Raw genomic sequence first — 16,873 nt, 5'->3', positions numbered from 1 at the left:
AAAAAGAATTAAATGGTCAAAAAGCCGAAATATATTGGCTGGTGATTTTTAAAATGAAAGCAATTGGATTGGTTGAATATGTTCTGGGCTATTGCGACAATGCAGCGACGATGTGGCGACAATTTCGTTGCGGCGACATTGCGGTTTCCTTTCGGGAAACGGGACGAGATCGCGCCAGGCCCGCCGCACGGGCCTTGGCGCGCGGCGCGGCGATTTATTTCGCATCCGAACAGGCAGGCCCGGCGAATACTGAATTTTTTTGAATTATTTTCGCTTTTTGTGGAGCGATTTTTCTTCATGAATGTACGGCATGATCCAGTCGGATTCACCCGACCGGAGGAATTGCCTTGCCGTTTCCGATTCCCGACCGCCGTATGCGCAGGACGCTGGCGCTCGCAGCACTCAGTGCGTTCGTTTGCACCTCTTCGGTACAGACCCTCGCCGCGCCGCAACTCAATGTAACGACATCGTGGATCGGCAACACGTTTGGCAACGGCCAGGGTACGTGGACGCAAATCAATATCACCGCCATCGCCGTGACGCCCGAGGGCAAGGTCTACACCGACGCGCCCTGGGATGAGAGTGGCGCTGAAATCAGCGCGTATCAGGACGGCAAGATGCTGGGCTTTGCTGGCGGCACCCATGGCTGGGGCGGATACGGCGGCAACGCGGTGGCAGTGAACAGCCGCTTTTTGTACGCAGCCGTGGCCGTGGGCAACGAACGCGGGCATCTGATCGGGCCCGGTATCTGGCCGGAAAAGGGGCGCCAATGGTACGGCGTCACGCGCCGTCCGATCGACGAGCCGAAGCGCGCGGCGGCCTTCCAGCCCTCGCCCGATCCGGTCAATCCGCACGCGCAGCTCGCGGGCGCCTTCCTCAAGATTGCCGATCTGCCGGCCGTCTCGCATCCCGACCTCGGCGCGCCTGCCGAGGTGGGCGGCCTCGCGGCCACCGACTCGCTGCTTTACGTGAGCCACACCACGGCCAATCGCGTTGAGATGTACGACGCGAACGCCATGCAGCGCAAGTCGGAATTCGAGGTGCACGAGCCCGGCAAGATCGCGATCGCGGGCGACGGCTCGCTGTGGGTGATCACGGACAGCGTGACCGGTTCGAAGCCGCGCATCGCGCACTATTCGGGCGACGGCAAGCCGCTCCCGAACACGATCGAGCTGCCTGCCGATTCGGTGCCCGTGGATGTGGCCGTGGATCCTGCGCAGCGCATTCTGGTGGCGGACAACGGCCCGCGCCAGCAGATCCTCATATACTCGCGCGAGGGTGGCGGCTACAAGCCGAGCGGTACGCTCGGCGAGCGCGGCGGCATTTTCTCGGGCTCGTCGAACGATGTGGGCCGGCCGGGGCCGAGCCGCTTCAATGGCCTGACCGGCGTGGGCACCGACGCGAAGGGCAACATCTACGTGTCGACCAACGGCATCGGCCCGCGCCACGGCTCCATCGGCGCGGGACTGGGCGCGACGCTCGAAAGCTATACGCCCGCCGGCAAGCGCCTCTGGAACGTGGAGGGTTTGCTGTTCGTGGACGGCGCGTGGGTGGACCCGTCGCGGCCCAATAGCGTCTATACCGGCAACAAGCGCTTCGAGCTCGATCTTTCCAAGCCGCCAGGGCAGGACTGGAAATACGTAGGGTTCCTCTCCAATCGCTTCAAGTACCCGCAGGACCCGGTGTTCAACGGCGACATGTGGCCGGGCCTGCCGACCGCGCGCCAGCTGAACGGCCGCACGTTCCTCTATCTCACCGACATGTATGCGGATCACCTGAAGATCTACCGCTTCGATCCGCAGCGCGACGGTGAGACCGCGATTCCCTCGGGATTCATCGCAGGGCGCGCGCGGCCCGTGCAGAAGGTTCCGAACGCCCCGCCAGGCGGCGACTGGATCTGGCGCGACGCCAACGCCAACGGGGCGTTCGACTCCGGCGAGTTCACGCGGTATCCGGGCCCGGGCCACCTCGCCGGTGGTTGGGGCTGGTGGATCGACACGCGCGGCGACATCTGGCGCGCGCGCGACAACAAGGGCATCACGCGCTTTCGCTTCGGCGGCATCGACGCGAAGGGCAACCCGATCTACTCGTATGACAAGAGCGATCAGTACCCGATGCCCGCGCCGTTTACCGAGGTGCATCGCGCGATTTACGAGCCGAAAACCGATTCGCTTTATGTGGCGGGCTACACCGCCGACGCGCCGCACGACCCGGGCTTCGTGAAGGAGGCGGGCCGCGTGCTGGTGCGCTACGACAAGTGGTCGAGCGGCAACCCGCAGCAGGCCTGGCTGCTGCATCTGCCCTGGGATCCCAAGGCCAGGCCGCCGGTCACGCCGGCAGGCGTCACCGTGGAAGGACAGTACGTATTCATGGTCGAGCCCGCGGGCAAGGTCCACGTTTTCGACAAGGACAGCGCGAAAGAGATCGGCACGTTCGGTCCAGGCGCGGAAGTCGGCAATACCTCGGGCTGGGTGGACGTGCCTTTCGGCATTACCGCGAGCCGTCAGCCCAATGGCGAATACCTGATCTTCGTTGAAGAAGATGCGCGCGGCAAAGTGATGATGTACCGCTGGAAGCCGGCCTGATTGGTCTGGAGAGGCCTCGACAGGCCGCACGCGGGCAGGCCATTGCACGCCGCGCCGCACGCTACGGAACACATATGGACAAAGGAATACTGCGCAACGTCGCGATCAATCTGTTTGGCCTCGTGCTGCCGACCTTCGTGTCGCTGGTCACGGTGCCGACATACATCAAGCTGCTGGGCGTCGATCGCTACGGCGTGATTGCGCTCGTGTGGACGCTGATCGGCTATTTCAGCGTGCTCGATCTGGGCATGAGCATGGCCGCGCAGAACCATATTTCGAAGGCCTATGCATCGAAAGACACCGACGCCTGCGAGCGCGTGTTCTGGAGTGCGTTCTGGCTCAACTTCATTACCGGCGCAGTGGGCGGCCTGCTGATCTACTCGGGTGGTGCGCTCTATACCGCTTACTTCACGCACGTGACGCCGGAACTGCGCCACGAGGTCTATCTCGCGCTGCCGTGGCTCGCAGTGGCGATTCCCATTGCGAATGTCTCATGGGTGTTCGCGGGCGCCATCAACGGTGCAGAGCGCTTCGGCATCTACAACACCAACCAGACGCTGGGCACCTTCCTGTTCCAGCTGCTGCCGCTCGCGGCCGCGTGGGCGCTCGGGCCGAACCTGCAGACCGTGCTGGCCGCCGCCGTGCTCGCGCGCCTGTTCGCGGGCCTGCTGCTCGGCCGCTCGGCGCTGCGCGTGCTCGGCATCAGGCATGTGCGCGGGCCGCGCTTCGACACCTCGAAGGCACTGTTCAATTTCGGCGGCTGGATGCTGGTCTCCAGCGTCACGACGATGGTTGCCGATTCGCTCGACCGCATGATGCTGGGCGCGGGCATGGGCGCGCGCTTCGTCACCTATTACACGGTGCCGCAGAACCTCGTGACGCGCCTGAACATGGTGCCCAACGCGCTCGTGCGCACGCTGTTCCCGCGTCTTTCGGCGCTGCACCGCGAGCATGCCGATGAAATCGCGGCGCAGTCGCTGCAGTTTCTCAATGCGGTCTTCACGCCTGTGGCGATCGGCGCAATCGTGGTGCTCGAGCCCTTCCTGCGCGTGTGGGTCGGCCCCGTGATCGCGGGGCACGGCGCGCCGGTCGGCCGTTTCCTGATCGTCGCCGTCTGGCTGATCGGGCAGGCGGGCGTCACGCGCATCCTGATCCAGTCGCAGAACAATCCTGCCGCCGCCGCGCGCGTGGGCCTCATCGAACTGCCGCTTTACGCCGGCCTGCTGTGGCTGGGCATCTCGCGCTTCGGCCTGCCCGGCGCGGCGGCGGCGGTGCTGTTCCGCGCCTTGTTCGACTACGTCGTGCTGCTGTGGCTCTCGCGCATTCACAGCCGCACCATCGTGGTCGACATGTTCGCACACCTGAGCTTCCTGGCCGCCGCACTCGCGATTGCATGGTGGCTGCCCGACGCGATCTATGCGATCGGCGCGGGCGTCGTGCTGGCGCTGGCCAACTGCGTGTGGTCGGTGGCCACCACGCCGCTGCTGCGCGGCTACGCCCGTTCCCTCCTGTTTCGTCTGAACCTACGGAAAAGCGCATGAGTCACGAATTGATCGACGAAGTGGCGCCGTCCGAAAGCGCCCCCGCGCCCGCTCAACGGCGCAATGCCCACACCGATATCCACGCTGATGTCCGTGGCGAATCTACTGCGAGCGCGCGGCGTCCGCGGCACGAGGCAAGTCCCGTGCGGGCCGCGACCCGCAAGCCGCGCGTGGCCATCGTGCACGACTGGCTGGTCACCTACGCGGGCGCCGAGCGCGTGCTCGAGCAGATCATCGACTGTTTCCCCGACGCGGACCTGTTCTCGGTCGTCGATTTCGTCGAGGAGAAGGACCGCAAGTTCCTGCGCGGCAAGCGCGCCACCACGTCGTTCATCCAGCGCCTGCCGAAGGCGCGCACGAAGTACCGCGCATATCTGCCGTTCATGCCGCTCGCCATCGAGCAGCTCGACGTGTCGGACTACGACGTGGTGATTTCGAGCTCGCATGCGGTGGCCAAGGGCGTGCTGACCGGCCCCGACCAGTTTCACATCAGCTACGTGCATTCGCCGATCCGCTACGCGTGGGATCTCCAGCACCAGTATTTGCAGGAATCGCATCTCACGCGCGGGCCGAAGTCGATGCTCGCGCGCCTGATTCTTCACTACATCCGCAACTGGGACGTGCGCACAGCCAATTCGGTCGATCAGTTCGTGGCGAACTCGTCGTTCATCGCGCGGCGCATTCACAAGGTGTATCAGCGCGAGGCCGAGGTGGTGTATCCGCCCGTCGACGTCGATTCGTTCGAACTCGAGACGCACAAGGAAGATTTTTATCTGACCGCGTCGCGGCTCGTGCCATACAAGAAAATCGACCTCATCGTGGAGGCGTTCTCGCGTATGCCGGGCAAGCGCCTCGTGGTGATCGGCGATGGTCCCGACATGCAGAAGGTGCGTGCGAAAGCCGGCCCGAACGTCGAGGTGATGGGCTATCAGCCGTTCTCGGTGCTGCACGATCGCATGCGCCGCGCGAAGGCATTCGTGTTCGCGGCCGAGGAGGATTTCGGCATCTCGGTCGTGGAAGCGCAGGCCTGCGGCACCCCCGTGATCGCCTACGGCAAGGGCGGCGCGCTCGAGACCGTGCGCGATTCGGGTTCGCGCCCCACGGGGCTGTTCTTCGAGGAGCAGCGCGCCGAGTCGATCATTGCGGCCGTCGAGTCGTTCGAGCGCGATCCGAAGCAGTTTCGCGCCGAGGATTGCCGCGGGAATGCCGAGCGTTTTTCAGCGACGCATTTCCGCGAGCAATTCTTCGCGCGCGTGGCGCGGGCCGTGCCGGCTATCGCCGAGGCTGGGCTGCCGCGCGCTGGCGCGCCGAAAGTTTCCGATGCGCAACATCCATCCGATACGTCCAGCTCGGGCGGTGACGATGACGAAGGCGGACACCCCGCGGCTCAGAATGCGCCCCGCGTCCTGGCGATCGACCAGAGCGGCGTGCTGGGCGGCGCGGAGCTTTCGCTGCTGGAAGTGGTGAAGGGGCTGCGTGCGCGCATCGAAGTGCTGCTGTTCAACGATGGGCCGTTTCGCGAGGCGCTCGACGCCGCTGGCGCGCGCGTGGATGTGCTCGACTCCGGCGCGCTGCGCAACGTGCGCCGGGACGGCGGCGCGGTGCCGAAATTCGGCGTGCTCGCGGGCATTGCCGCGCTCGTGCGCGAGACGCGCAGGCGTGCACGCGGCGTCGACGTGCTCTACGCCAACACACAGCGCGCGATGGTGATCGGCGTGCTGGCGGGCAAGCTCGCGCGCAAGCCTGTGGTCTGGCATCTGCGCGATATCGTGAGCGACGAGCACTTCGGGCGCGTGCAGCGCGCGGTCATCAAGGGCTGCGCGAAGCTGGGCCTCGCGCATGTGATCGCGAACTCCCACGCTTCGGCTCAGGTGTTTTCGGAGCTCACGCATTTCGACTCGCGGCGCATCGACGTCGTGCACAACGGCGTGGACGAGTCGCCGTTCCGCGCGCTCGCGCGGGTGCCGCAGGCGCAGTTGCGCGCGCAGATCGGTTTGCCGGAAGACGCGTTTCTGGTAGGGGCGTTCAGCCGGCTTGCCCGCTGGAAGGGGCAGCACGTGCTGCTCGAAGCGCTGCTGCTCGAGCCGCGCGCACATGCTGTGTTGGTCGGCGCGCCGCTGTTCGGCGAAGACGCCTATGCGCAGGAACTGCGCGAATTCGTGGCCGCGCGCGGGCTCACCGGCCGGGTTCACTTCCTGGGCTTCCGGCACGACATTGCGGCCTGCATGCGCGCGATGGACGTGATCGCGCATACCTCGATCACACCGGAGCCGTTTGGCCGCGTCGTGGTGGAAGGCATGCTCGCGCAGCGGCCCGTGGTGGCCTCGCGCGATGGCGGCGTGAAAGAGATCGTCGAGCATGGCAAGAGCGGCTTGCTCTGCACGCCGGGCGACGCGCAAGAGCTTGCGCGCACGCTTTCCGCGCTGCGCGATGACGAGACGCTGCGCGAGCGGCTTGCGCAAAATGGCCTTGCCGTGGCGCGGGAGCGCTTCGGTAAGGAGCAGTATGTGGAGGCGGTCGGCCGCGTGCTGGATGGGGTTGTGACGCGCGCGCGATAGGTTTCGCGAAAGCGCTGCAGCGCCGTTGAAGAACGACGACAAGAGCGGGGCCATGGAAGTGGCCCCGCTATTTTTTTGAGTGTGGCTCCGGGCGTGGGTGAAAGAAAACGGGCCGCTTGTATAGCGGCCCAATATTCACGAGATGGCTATGCGCGATCTAAAGCGTGCTTTCTGCGTTCCTCATGCAGCCCGTTTGCGCAGGCGCGCAGCAACATTCAGCGCCGGCAGCTCAAAGAGCCGATAAAACACCCACGCAACCGGCAGCACGGCGAGCGTGAAGCCGAACGAAGCCCAGATTGAGGTTTGCAGGGCCGAACGGAACAGCAGCGAGCCGAGCAGCACGAAAAGCGGCAGGTGAATCAGGTAGAGCGAATAGCTGAATGCGCCGAGCTTCGAAAACACTTGCATGATCACGCCGCCCGGCGCGCCCGGCCGCGCAAGCGCTTTCACGAGGTAGCACGCGAAAGAGCAGGCCCAAAGCTGGAATGCGCCGTATTGCCCGAAGTGGAACGCCACGCAGCCCGCCACCGCGAACAGCGCCGAGGCCGCATAGGCAAAGCGAAAGCCCTCCGAACCGCGCAAACGCGCTTCGGCAATCCACGCGCCGAGCATCCACGAGAACCAGTACGACGTGAAGAAAACGATCTCACGCGGCGCGAGCGTGAGTGCCGAAACCACGTTGATCGCCGCAATGCCGATGAGCACCGCATTGAGCCCGACGCGCCGGCGCACGGCGAAAAGCAGCGGATAGAGCAGGTAGAACTGCACTTCGAGCGAAAGCGTCCAGAGCGCGCCGTTCGAGCCGTAGGTCGGGCCCGCTACGCCTTGCAGCGAGAACAGGTTGACGAGGAACGCGCGCGGCCCGATGTCGAGAATCTTGTGGCTCACGGGCGTCATCGTGAGACTGAACGAATCGGCCACGGAGGTGAGCACGAGCGCGGCGAGCAACACGGGATAGATCCGCACGAAACGGCGCAGCCAGAATTGCCCGGCGTCGAGCCGGAAGTCGGGGTTCTTCAGCAGGCGCGCCGCGCCGCTGCGGTGAATGCAATAGCCGCTGATGACGAAGAAAATCGGCACGCCGGCCGAACCCCACGCGACCGGAAGCGTGAGCCACGCGGCGATCGTGCCGGGGTTCGCCAGGCTCGCGTGGGTCTGGTGGAACGCGCCCATGCCAATCCAGGTGACCTGGCGGCAATGGAAATACGCCACCAGCAGGGCAGCAAAGCCGCGCAGCGCGTCGATCAAGTGGTCGCTCGCGGCGGCGCTGGCCACTGCTGGCCGCGCGGCGGCGGGCATGGCGGTTGCTCGGGGTACGACGGTTTCGAGTGCGGGATCGCTCATTGGGGCGTGGCGTGCGTGATAGTGGGAGGCTACCTGGCGATCATAGGGGCTTCGAAGGGGGAAATTATGCGAAATTTTTTCAAAAAGTATTCGGGGCAATTATCTGAAATGGCGTAAAAAATCTGCAATCCCGCCGAAATCGAAAAATAAAATCTTGTAACGCGAAAGCGATTTATTTGTGTGATTTGAAATGCTAGTTTGATGGGGATCGCCTTAGGTCGATGGAGATTTCGATGAACCTGCATTTGCTGGCCGGCATTGCCGTGCTGTTGATTCTCGTCGCGGTGTCGGCGTATCGCGAGGCGCTGCGCAACGAGCCTATCAGACGTTCGCGCACGCAAACGGGCGGCTTGCCGCCCGCGGACGAAGTCGAGTAGACTGCGCGGCCATGCAATATCTGAATTGCGTCGCTCATATAGCGCCATGATTGCAAATCGCTTGAATCTGCTTGCCTGGCAGATGGAAATAATGGCAACCGGGTCAGGAAATTCATGCCGATTATCCGGACTGCATGGTAATCAATCAGGCAATAATTTCCGCAAGTCTGTTTGACTTTCGCAAGCGGAATTTCGTCCGATTTTTTTCATGCTGGACGGACCCGACCCTTTTGAAAATAAAAACTGCCCCATAGACCCTCGGGGACGCCGGCTTGCCTTGCTGCGAGACCGTTACTCAAACGATCGAAGTGGGAATGAACATCATGCTCAAAGTTACCAAAGCGGTATTTCCTGTTGCGGGCCTCGGTACGCGCTTCTTGCCTGCCACCAAGGCCAGCCCCAAGGAGATGCTGCCGATCGTCGACAAGCCGCTCATTCAATACGCGGTGGAAGAGGCGATTGCCGCGGGAATCACCGAAATGATTTTCGTGACCGGCCGCAGCAAGCGCGCGATCGAGGATCATTTCGACAAGTCGTACGAGATCGAAGCCGAACTCGAAGCGCGCAACAAGCAGAAGCTGCTAGATCTGGTGCGCAGCATCAAGCCGGCCAACGTGGACTGCTTTTACGTGCGCCAGGCTGAAGCACTGGGCCTCGGCCACGCCGTCATGTGCGCCGAAAAGCTCGTGGGCGGCGCGCCGTTCGCCGTGATTCTCGCCGACGACCTGCTTTACAGCCCCAAGCCGGTCATGAAGCAGCTCGTCGACACCTTCAATCACTATCACAGCTCGATCGTGGGCGTGGAAGCGATCGCGCGTGAAAACAGCGCTTCGTACGGCATCGTCGATGGCCGCGAGTGGGAAGAAGACGTGTTCAAGCTTTCGGGCATCGTGGAAAAGCCCGCGCCGGAAGTCGCGCCGTCGAATCTGGGCGTGGTCGGCCGCTATGTGCTGATGCCGACGATCTTCAATCACCTGCGTTCGCTCAAGCCGGGCGCGGGCGGTGAGCTCCAGCTCACCGATGCGCTGCAATCGCTCCTCACGGAAGAGCAGGTTCTCGCGTATCGCTACATGGGCACGCGTTTCGACTGCGGCAGCAAGATCGGCTACCTAAAGGCCACGGTTGAATTCGCGCTGCGCCACCCCGAGGTGAAGGACGAGTTCGAAGCCTATTTGCAGAACCATCTGCCGCAGGCATTGGCTGCAGCGGCCTGAGTCACCTGTAGCTGAACGTTAGCTATCCTTAAAAGGCACGCTGCGCACGTTGGAGTGCAGCGTGCTTTTTTGCGCATATTTGTACGAGTTATCACGCTTTCCGGTCCGCTGCGAGGAAATGTCGCATCAGCACGAACGCTTCGGCGCATATAAGATGTAAATAAAATGCATCTTTTATGCCGGAGAGCGAACATGGATCTGTACCGGATTGGTGGGCCGCCCGCGCGTGCGCCGCGTGGCTTTGCATTGTGGGCGCTCGGTTTTCGTCCGTTCTATCTGGGCGGCGCGCTGTTCGGCACGGCGGCCATGCTGGTCTGGCTGGCCGAACTCGGCGGGCATCCGCTGCCGGGTTTGCATCCGTATTTACCGGGCATGCTTTGGCATGTCCATGAAATGATCTTCGGCTTCGCCGCCGCGATCGTCGCGGGTTTTCTGCTGACCGCGGTGCGCGCATGGACCGCCATTACGCCCGCGCAGGGCAAGTCGCTCGCGGCGTTGTGGCTGTTGTGGCTCGCCGGGCGCCTGGCCGTGGGGTATGCGCCGCTGGCGGTCGCCATGGCCGTCGACGTGGCGTTCTTGCCGATTTGCGCACTCGTGTTGCTGCGCGTGCTCGTGCATGCGAAAAACCGCCACAACATCTTTCTGCCCGTTGCGTTGGGGCTGCTTGCGCTGACCAACCTGGTCTTTCATCTGGCCGCAATCCTGGAGCGCCCCGACTGGGCCCTGCATGGCGCGTATATCGCGGTCGGCTTGCTCGTGATGTTCGTCACGATCATCGGCGGGCGCATCATTCCGTCCTTTACCGTAAACGCCGTTCCCGGTTATGCGTTCCGCCGCTGGCGTTTTGTTGAAGCGGCCGTGCTGCCGTTGACCGCGCTCGCGTTCGTGCTCGATGGGTTCGGCGCGCCGGGTCCTGCCATTGCTATCGCCGCCGCGCTCGCCGCGTGTGCGCAAGGCGCGCGCATTTTGGGCTGGCGTTCGTGGCGCGTCGGCAATCGTCCCATTCTTGCCATCCTGCATATCGCCTACGCGTGGATACCGCTTGGCTTTGCGATGCTCGCGCTCGCGGCGCTGGACCTGGTCGGTCATTCGCTAGCGATTCATGCGTTCACGGTGGGCGCGGTCGGTTGCGCCATCGTGGCGATGATCACGCGCACCGCGCGCGGCCATACGGGCCGGCCGCTGAAAGCGGGACACGCCGAGCACGTGTGTTACGGCTTGCTCGTGCTTGCTGCGATCCTGCGCGTGCTGGTTCCGGCGCTGTGGCCGCAGCAGATGCTGCTGGCGATCGAAGTTTCGGGTGCTTGCTGGATCGCCGCATTTGCCGTGTATTGCGGGCGCTACGCTGGCTGGCTTTGGAGTCCTCGCCTGGACGGTAAGGAAGGCTAATAAAATTCGATTTGAAGAGCATGGTCTGGTCAAGGCTAGCCAATCGCGAGTGACGGGCATGGGCACGCGGCATGCTTGACGGCGTGCTTTCCCATGCGTGCCGCATGTGCGCTCGACGCGCTGCAAAGGATGCTCGATGCATCGGTAACCATGGGATGGAGGTCGGCGATGCACGCCGCGCGTGGAACTCGCATAATCGATTGCGTGTCCGAACGCGAACGGTTACGTGTTCATCGAGGAGATCCGTCCATGACCAGGCATCCCGTATCAGATTCCGGCGCAGGCAGTGAACATCCGGTGCCCGCCGGCGCGCAATGCATGGGTGCGTGTGATCCCACGGAGCATTTCAACGTCGTTGTGATCGTGCGTCGCCAGTCCGAGCGTGCATTTCGCGAGCTGGTCGAACGGATCGCGACGGGTGCGCCCGGCGCGCAGCCGATTTCCCGCGAGCAATACGAGCAGCGCTTCAGCGCCGATGCCGCCGACGTCGCGCGCGTGGAGGCATTCGCAAAGACGCATGGCCTCGCGGTCGTGAAGGCCGATCGCGATACGCGTCGCGTCGTGCTCTCCGGGACTGTGCAGCAGTACAACGCGGCGTTCGGCGTGGACTTGCAGCGCTTCGAGCATCAGGTCGGCACGCTCAAGCAGCACTTTCGCCAGCCCACCGGCCCCGTGCATCTTCCCGAAGACCTGCATGGGGTGGTCACGGCCGTGGTCGGTCTCGACAGCCGTGCCAAGGTGCAGCCGCATTTTCGCATCGATTCCCAACCGCCCGCGACGAACCCCGAGAAGGCCTTGCAACCGGACGATGGCGCCGTGCATGCGCCGATCCGCGCCGCGCGCGCGGTGAGTCGTTCGTTCACGCCGCTGCAACTCGCTGAGCTCTACGATTTTCCGCCCGGCAACGGCAAGGGCCAATGCATCGCGCTGATCGAGATGGGCGGCGGCTATGCGCAATCCGATCTCGACGCCTATTTCGGCGCGCTGGGTGTGACGCCGCCGCGCGTGGAGGCCGTGTCGGTGGATCAGGCCACCAATGCGCCGAGCGGCGACCCCAATGGACCCGATGCCGAGGTCACGCTCGACGTGGAGATCGCCGGCGCGCTCGCGCCAGGGGCGCTGATTGCCGTCTACTTCGCGCCGAACAGTGAAGCCGGTTTCGTCGATGCCGTAAGCGCGGCCCTGCACGACAGCCAGCGCAAGGCATCGGTCATTTCGATCAGCTGGGGCGCGCCCGAATCGGTATGGTCGCAGCAGACCCTGGGCGCGCTCAACGATGCGCTGCAAACGGCCGTGGCGCTGGGCGTGACGGTATGCTGCGCGTCGGGCGACAGCGGCTCATCGGACGGCGTGGCAGATGGCGCCGACCATGTCGACTTTCCCGCGTCCAGTCCGTATGCGCTCGGCTGCGGCGGCACGCAACTCACTGCCGCGAATGGCCAGATCACGCGCGAGACGGTGTGGGGCACCGGTACGAACGGCGCGACCGGCGGCGGCGTGAGCGCGGCCTTCGCGCTGCCGGCGTGGCAGAAGGGCTTGACAGTATCGCGCGGTGGCGGCGCGGCTCGCGCGCTCGCGCAGCGCGGCGTGCCCGACGTGGCCGCCGACGCCGATCCTTCCACCGGCTACGAGGTGCGCATCGGCGGCACGAATACCGTGGTGGGCGGCACGAGCGCCGTCGCGCCGCTCTGGGCCGCGCTCATCGCGCGCATCAATGCGGGTAACAGCGCGGGTAACAGCGCAGGCGGCGCCAAGGCGGCTGGCTTCATCAACGCGAAGCTCTACGCGCAGCCTGGCGCATTCAACGACATCACGAGCGGCAGCAACGGCGACTACTCGGCGCGGCCTGGCTGGGACGCATGCACGGGGCTGGGCACGCCCGTGGGCACCCGGGTGGCGGCCGCGCTCGGCTCGGCGTAGCATCGGCGTACCACGGGCAAGGAGACGATATGAACGACGAAGCTCAGTCCAACGGCGGTAAAAGCAAGACGGCAAGCGGTAAAAAAAACAACGGTGGCAACGGCAAGCACCGCAGCCCGAACGACCAGCCGTGTTTCGATCCCACTGCCTACGGCAACGGTCCAGACGACTTCGTGACCGACATGACCGAGAGCGCCGCGGTCACGCATCATGCAATTCAGATCGGCGGCGAGGCGATTGCCTATACCGCAACCGCGGGCCATCTCGTCACGGTCGACCCGAGCAGCTCGCAGCCCAACGCGAAGATTTTCTACGTGGCGTTCACGAAGGACGGCGTGCAGGCGCAGGACCGCGCCGTAACGTTCTTTTATAACGGCGGCCCGGGTTCTTCCTCGGTATTCGTGCTGCTCGGCTCGTTCGCGCCCAAGCGCATCAAGACTTCCATGCCAGGCTTCACGCCGCCCGCGCCGTACACGCTCGAAGACAACCCCGACAGCCTGCTCGACAAGAGCGATCTGGTGTTCATCAATCCGGTGGGGACGGGCTACTCGGCGGCCATCGCGCCGCATCACAACCGAGACTTCTGGGGCGTGGACCAGGACGCCGACTCGCTCAAGCAGTTCATCAAGCGCTACCTGAGCGCGAACGACCGCTGGAATTCCCCGAAGTTTCTTTTCGGAGAATCGTATGGCACGGCGCGCAGTTGCGTGCTCGCGTATCGGCTTCACGAGGACGGCGTGGATCTGAACGGCATCACCTTGCAGTCCTCGATTCTGGACTACACGCAAAGCGGCAATCCGGTAGGCGCGCTGCCCACGGCGGCGGCCGACGCGTGGTACCACAAGCGGCTGGACGTGAAGCCCGCACCCAGGGACTTGCAGACGTTCGTGGCCCAGGTCGCGCAGTTCGCACGCACGGACTATCGCGTGGCGCTGGAACATTTCCCCGATCCGAAAAATCGGGCGATTCCTGCCGCGCTCAAGAAACTTTCGCAATTCACGGGCATCGATACGCAGACGCTCGAAGCATGGAATCTCGATATCGCCGCCTATGACAGCCGTGGCAACTCGCTGTTTCTCACCACGCTGCTCAAGGACAAGGGCGTGGCGCTCGGCGCGTACGACGGCCGCGTGACCGCGATCGACACGGGCATTGCGGGCAACATCGACCCGAATGCGGGCGGCAACGACCCCACCATGACGGCGGTGAGCGGCGTGTACACGGCCATGTGGAACAGCTATCTGAACGAGACACTCAAGTTCCGCACCAACTCGTCGTTCACGGACCTCAACGACCAGGCGTTCAAGAACTGGAACTTCGGCCATATCGACCCGACGGGCGCGCAAAAGGGCGTCGATGCACAGGGCAACATCGTGCTCTACACGGCGGGCGATCTGGCTGCGGTAATGGCGCTGAATCCGGATTTGCGCGTGCTGTCCGCGAATGGTTATTACGATTTTGTCACGCCGTTCTACCAGACCGTGATCGATCTGCAGAAGATGCCGCTAGTGGACCAGAAGGTGCGCGACAACCTGAGCGCGCGGTTTTATCCCTCGGGACACATGGTGTATCTCGACGGCGCTTCACGCACGGCGCTCAAGGCCGACCTTGCGAAGCTCTATCAGAGCGCGGTGGCAGACCAGCCGGCGATCGCGCGCATTCGTGCGCTGCAGCGCATGAGCACGATGAGCGCCATGCACCACTGACCGGCGATGCCGGGGGCGTGCGGTTAGTCCACGCGCCCCCGCGCCATTGCCGAGAGGCATGCGCGCGCATCGCCCTGCACGATGCGCGCCGCGCACGCGATCATGAGGTTCTTCGACAGGCCGAAATCCTCGACGAGAAAGCCGCGCTCGCATAGCCGGCCCTGTGCGCCCGGTTGCGAAGGCACGCGCTCGATCAGCGTGCCGGTGTCGGCTGTGTAGGCCCAGATTTCCTTGCCAAGAGCGGCGGCAAAGCCAATCTCGAATGCGGTGCCAGAGTCGGGTTCGCCCGGGCCGCGAAAGTCGTTGACATTCGCCATCACGATGTCCGCGCTGCGGATCGCGTCGATATTGGCGCGATAAATCCACGCGGCCTGTCGCGGGCCGTCGAGGTTTTCGGGCACGTGAACGTCGAGCGGGTACAGGCCTTCGAAGCCGAATTCGCCGCAGGTGGCGACCAGATGGGCGCCATACGCGAGCGCATCCGTGCGAAACACGTCGAAGCCGGCGAGATAGACGCGCGGGCGACGAGGCGAGGCGGCATGAGTCATGGCTCCTCCATGCAATGTGTCCGATACGAAACTCACTGACGATTCTAGCCAGGTGCCTGGCCCGACCGCAGATTCGTCATGCTTACATAAAGTTGACAGTGCCGATTGCGCGCCGCTACGATTATGCGCCCTGCGGGTGTTGCATGGCGGAGGCGTGACCGATAACGTTCGAGCCGGAAACGCCCGGCATAAGGCCACCGGCATAAGGCCCGATTTTTGTCGGCCCGCCTTGGGCAGCGTTTTGGCCTGTGCCGCTTGAACGAGTGTGAACCGCCCCAGCACGCCAGACCCATGACGTGGAGACCATGAATACAACGACCAGCGCGACGACCAGCGGCCTTGCGAGCGCCGAACGACAAAATATCGAAGCACGGGCCTATGCAAAAGCCACCCTGCGCCTGTTGCCTTTTCTGTTTCTTTGCTACGTTGCGGCTTATCTGGATCGCGTCAACGTCGGCTTTGCCAAACTGCAGATGCTGAGCGACCTGCAATTCAGCGAGACTGTTTACGGTCTCGGTGCGGGCATCTTTTTCATCGGCTATTTCTTCTTCGAAGTCCCAAGCAATATCCTCATGCACCGCGTGGGAGCGCGCAGGTGGATCGCGCGCATCATGCTCACGTGGGCGGTCATCTCGGCGGCTTCGCTGCTCGTGAAGACGCCCACCCAGTTCTATATCGTGCGCTTCCTGCTGGGCGTGGCCGAAGCCGGCTTCTTCCCCGGCATCGTGCTCTATCTCACCTACTGGTTTCCCGCCGCGCGGCGCAGCCGTATGAACGCGCTCTTCATGATCGGCATTCCGGTTGCCGGCGTGTTCGGCGGCCCGCTTTCCGGGTGGATTCTCGCGGCCTTCGACGGCAAGGGCGGCTGGGCGAACTGGCAATGGCTGTTTTTCATCGAAGCGCTGCCTTCGCTCGTGCTGGGCGTGATCACGCTGTTCTATTTGCCCAACAGCATTCGTGCGGCGAAGTGGCTGTCGAATGAAGAGCGCGCCGTGCTGGAGGAAAACATCGAGCGCGACCAGGCGGGCAAGGGCCATGCGTCGATTGCCTCGGTGTTCGGCAATGGCCGCGTGTGGCTCATGTCGGTGATTTATTTCTGCTGCATGATGGGCCTCTACGGCATCAGCTTCTATTTGCCCACGCTCATCAAAGCGAGCGGCGTGAAGGACGCGCTCGACGTGGGCTTGCTGACCGCCATTCCCTACGCGTGCGCCGTCGTCAGCATGCTGTGGGTGGCCAAAAGCGCGGACCGTCACGGCGAACGCCGCTGGCATTTCGCGGTCGCCTCGCTTGCGTCCGCTCTCGGGCTTTACTTCAGCACCGTATTCGGCCATAACGTGCCGCTTGCGATGCTCGCGCTGTCGGTTGGCGCTGCCGGCATGCTCGCGACCATGCCGGTGTTCTGGACCTGGCCGAGCGCGATACTCGCGGGCGGCTCGGCTGCGGCGGCCATCGGCATGATCAATTCGATTGGCAATCTCGCGGGCTTCGTGAGCCCGACGATCATCGGCTGGATGAAGGACGTCACGCATAGCACCAACGCGGGCATGTACTGCGTGGTGGCGGCGATGGTCCTCGGCGCAGCGCTTTCGCTGCTGCAGCCGAAAGAGATCGTCAACGGCTGAACCCGGGGCGGGACATGTGGCTCGCGCACGCCGTGCCCCGCGCTTCACTTCGTTTATCATCGAAAC

General features: G+C 63.8%; 12 protein-coding genes. 10 read left to right on the top strand and 2 right to left on the bottom strand.

The window, feature by feature from the left end; translation table 11 throughout:
- The first annotated feature begins 53 nt into the window (after window positions 1–53).
- The 4 genes from P5W99_RS22510 (at window position 54) to P5W99_RS22495 (ending at window position 6,684) form a co-directional block, all read left to right on the top strand.
- Entirely contained in the window at window positions 54–263 is a 210-nt protein-coding gene (locus tag P5W99_RS22510; RefSeq protein ID WP_434663032.1) for a hypothetical protein, read from the top strand.
- A 111-nt stretch (window positions 264–374) separates the two neighbouring features.
- Complete coding sequence (locus P5W99_RS22505; protein WP_421027015.1) at window positions 375–2,585, top strand: hypothetical protein; 2,211 nt, start codon at window positions 375–377, stop codon at window positions 2,583–2,585.
- Between the two features lie 74 nt (window positions 2,586–2,659).
- Window positions 2,660–4,126, top strand: coding sequence for a flippase (locus tag P5W99_RS22500; protein ID WP_421025604.1), 1,467 nt, complete (start codon window positions 2,660–2,662; stop codon window positions 4,124–4,126).
- Window positions 4,123–6,684 carry a glycosyltransferase family 4 protein gene (locus P5W99_RS22495; protein ID WP_421025603.1) on the top strand — a complete coding sequence of 854 codons (2,562 nt, stop codon included), beginning with the start codon at window positions 4,123–4,125 and terminating at the stop codon, window positions 6,682–6,684. Before P5W99_RS22500 ends, P5W99_RS22495 begins: the two co-directional genes overlap by 4 nt.
- 180 nt (window positions 6,685–6,864) lie before the next feature.
- On the opposite strand, the gene P5W99_RS22490 is transcribed toward P5W99_RS22495, so the two are convergent.
- Window positions 6,865–8,028 carry an acyltransferase family protein gene (locus P5W99_RS22490; RefSeq protein ID WP_434663028.1) on the bottom strand — a complete coding sequence of 388 codons (1,164 nt, stop codon included), beginning with the start codon at window positions 8,026–8,028 and terminating at the stop codon, window positions 6,865–6,867.
- A 233-nt stretch (window positions 8,029–8,261) separates the two neighbouring features.
- Here P5W99_RS22490 and P5W99_RS22485 point away from each other — a divergent pair, with 233 nt between their 5' ends.
- The 5 genes from P5W99_RS22485 (at window position 8,262) to P5W99_RS22465 (ending at window position 14,634) form a co-directional block, all read left to right on the top strand.
- Complete coding sequence (locus P5W99_RS22485) at window positions 8,262–8,405, top strand: hypothetical protein (protein WP_165976468.1); 144 nt, start codon at window positions 8,262–8,264, stop codon at window positions 8,403–8,405.
- Window positions 8,406–8,728: 323 nt separating this feature from the next.
- Window positions 8,729–9,619, top strand: a complete 891-nt coding sequence (galU, locus tag P5W99_RS22480) for a UTP--glucose-1-phosphate uridylyltransferase GalU (protein WP_421025601.1) — start codon at window positions 8,729–8,731, stop codon at window positions 9,617–9,619.
- 192 nt (window positions 9,620–9,811) lie between these two features.
- The gene (locus tag P5W99_RS22475) at window positions 9,812–11,008 is read left to right on the top strand and encodes an NnrS family protein (protein ID WP_434663025.1); all 1,197 of its coding nucleotides are present in this window, start codon (window positions 9,812–9,814) and stop codon (window positions 11,006–11,008) included.
- Window positions 11,009–11,257: 249 nt separating this feature from the next.
- On the top strand, window positions 11,258–12,928 hold the full coding sequence (locus tag P5W99_RS22470) for a S53 family peptidase (RefSeq protein WP_421025599.1): 1,671 nt from the start codon (window positions 11,258–11,260) through the stop codon (window positions 12,926–12,928).
- A gap of 29 nt (window positions 12,929–12,957) precedes the next feature.
- Entirely contained in the window at window positions 12,958–14,634 is a 1,677-nt protein-coding gene (locus tag P5W99_RS22465) for a S10 family peptidase (protein WP_421025598.1), read from the top strand.
- A gap of 23 nt (window positions 14,635–14,657) precedes the next feature.
- Here the strand turns inward: P5W99_RS22465 and P5W99_RS22460 are convergent, their stop codons facing one another.
- On the bottom strand, window positions 14,658–15,182 hold the full coding sequence (locus P5W99_RS22460) for a nucleoside 2-deoxyribosyltransferase (protein ID WP_421025597.1): 525 nt from the start codon (window positions 15,180–15,182) through the stop codon (window positions 14,658–14,660).
- 305 nt (window positions 15,183–15,487) lie between these two features.
- On the opposite strand from P5W99_RS22460, the gene P5W99_RS22455 reads away from it, so the two are divergent.
- Window positions 15,488–16,807 (top strand): MFS transporter, encoded by a 1,320-nt coding sequence (locus tag P5W99_RS22455; RefSeq protein WP_421025596.1) that lies wholly within the window; start codon window positions 15,488–15,490, stop codon window positions 16,805–16,807.
- Window positions 16,808–16,873 lie beyond the last annotated feature (66 nt).

The sequence above is a fragment of the Paraburkholderia sp. A3BS-1L genome (assembly GCF_051125215.1).
In the GTDB taxonomy this organism is placed as follows: Bacteria; Pseudomonadota; Gammaproteobacteria; order Burkholderiales; family Burkholderiaceae; genus Paraburkholderia.
The sequence above is the reverse complement of the archived record's forward strand: the minus strand, read 5'-3'. Positions and strand labels throughout refer to the sequence as shown.

What these genes read in the sequence shown, in the direction of transcription:
- P5W99_RS22510 (WP_434663032.1), top strand. Translation starts at nt 54, where the DNA reads ATGAAAGCAATTGGATTGGTTGAATATGTTCTGGGCTATTGCGACAAT.
- P5W99_RS22505 (WP_421027015.1), top strand. Translation starts at nt 375, where the DNA reads ATGCGCAGGACGCTGGCGCTCGCAGCACTCAGTGCGTTCGTTTGCACC.
- P5W99_RS22500 (WP_421025604.1), top strand. Translation starts at nt 2,660, where the DNA reads ATGGACAAAGGAATACTGCGCAACGTCGCGATCAATCTGTTTGGCCTC.
- P5W99_RS22495 (WP_421025603.1), top strand. Translation starts at nt 4,123, where the DNA reads ATGAGTCACGAATTGATCGACGAAGTGGCGCCGTCCGAAAGCGCCCCC.
- P5W99_RS22490 (WP_434663028.1), bottom strand. Translation starts at nt 8,028, where the DNA reads ATGAGCGATCCCGCACTCGAAACCGTCGTACCCCGAGCAACCGCCATG.
- P5W99_RS22485 (WP_165976468.1), top strand. Translation starts at nt 8,262, where the DNA reads ATGAACCTGCATTTGCTGGCCGGCATTGCCGTGCTGTTGATTCTCGTC.
- galU (WP_421025601.1), top strand. Translation starts at nt 8,729, where the DNA reads ATGCTCAAAGTTACCAAAGCGGTATTTCCTGTTGCGGGCCTCGGTACG.
- P5W99_RS22475 (WP_434663025.1), top strand. Translation starts at nt 9,812, where the DNA reads ATGGATCTGTACCGGATTGGTGGGCCGCCCGCGCGTGCGCCGCGTGGC.
- P5W99_RS22470 (WP_421025599.1), top strand. Translation starts at nt 11,258, where the DNA reads ATGACCAGGCATCCCGTATCAGATTCCGGCGCAGGCAGTGAACATCCG.
- P5W99_RS22465 (WP_421025598.1), top strand. Translation starts at nt 12,958, where the DNA reads ATGAACGACGAAGCTCAGTCCAACGGCGGTAAAAGCAAGACGGCAAGC.
- P5W99_RS22460 (WP_421025597.1), bottom strand. Translation starts at nt 15,182, where the DNA reads ATGACTCATGCCGCCTCGCCTCGTCGCCCGCGCGTCTATCTCGCCGGC.
- P5W99_RS22455 (WP_421025596.1), top strand. Translation starts at nt 15,488, where the DNA reads ATGAATACAACGACCAGCGCGACGACCAGCGGCCTTGCGAGCGCCGAA.